This is a genomic window from Streptomyces carpinensis, assembly GCF_002154505.1.
Taxonomy (GTDB): Bacteria; Actinomycetota; Actinomycetes; order Streptomycetales; family Streptomycetaceae; genus Streptomyces; species Streptomyces carpinensis.
Window position 1 is genome coordinate 1 of sequence record NZ_MUBM01000633.1, and the last position, 680, is coordinate 680.

At 69.4% G+C, this 680-nt stretch carries 2 protein-coding genes; both read left to right on the top strand.

Annotated features, from left to right (window positions below; translation table 11 throughout):
- The coding region (locus tag BZY54_RS51405; RefSeq protein WP_158104032.1) for a DUF3592 domain-containing protein at positions 1-264 on the top strand (264 nt) is incomplete at its 5' end.
- A gap of 112 nt (positions 265-376) precedes the next feature.
- A partial coding sequence (locus BZY54_RS47350; RefSeq protein WP_143668386.1) for a hypothetical protein occupies positions 377-680 on the top strand: 304 nt, incomplete at its 3' end.

Consider the following 680-nt stretch of genomic DNA (forward strand, 5'->3'; position numbering starts at 1 on the left):
CCCCAGATCCGCTACCAGGCCCCGCCCATAGGCCGCCCGGACGCCCCCGCCGTCCACACCTACCGCCAGGTCCCCCTGAACACCGACGCCCCGAACGCCCTGCACCGCGGCACGCCCGTCCTCCTGCGCTACGACCCGAGAGACCCGCGACGCGCGGTGGTCGTCCGCAGGAAGAAGGCGTACTCGCCTACGGCGAATCTCGCTTGGTGCGTGTTCTGTTTGGTGGCGGGGATGGTGGGACTGGGGGCGGCTGCCCTGCTGTGACCGGTGTCGGCCTCAGCAGTCCGACACCGAACCGGCATGGGCCGCGTGCTGCCGTTGTCAGTGCCTCCTGTTACAACAGATGCACGTTGACGCGTGATCCAGGGGAGTCGTGGTGGGGGCAGCGGGGGATCTGGGACAGCCGGTCGCCGGGGTGTACGAGAAGCTGATCACCCAGAGCGTGCACGACGAGTTGAGGCATCTCGGGGCCAGGGGTTGGAAGGCCGTCGACGCGGAGGTCAGCGCGGAGTCCACACCTCATGTGCTGGCCCGTCACATCGGCGAGGTGGTCGCCCGCAGGCTCAACCAGCTCCCACCCGACCAGCAGGTCCCCTTCGCCAACAAGATCCTGGAGTCCCTGGCCACCGATGCCTCTGGGCAGAGCGACGCCGACCCGGTGAGCGCGGTCGTCGAGGGCC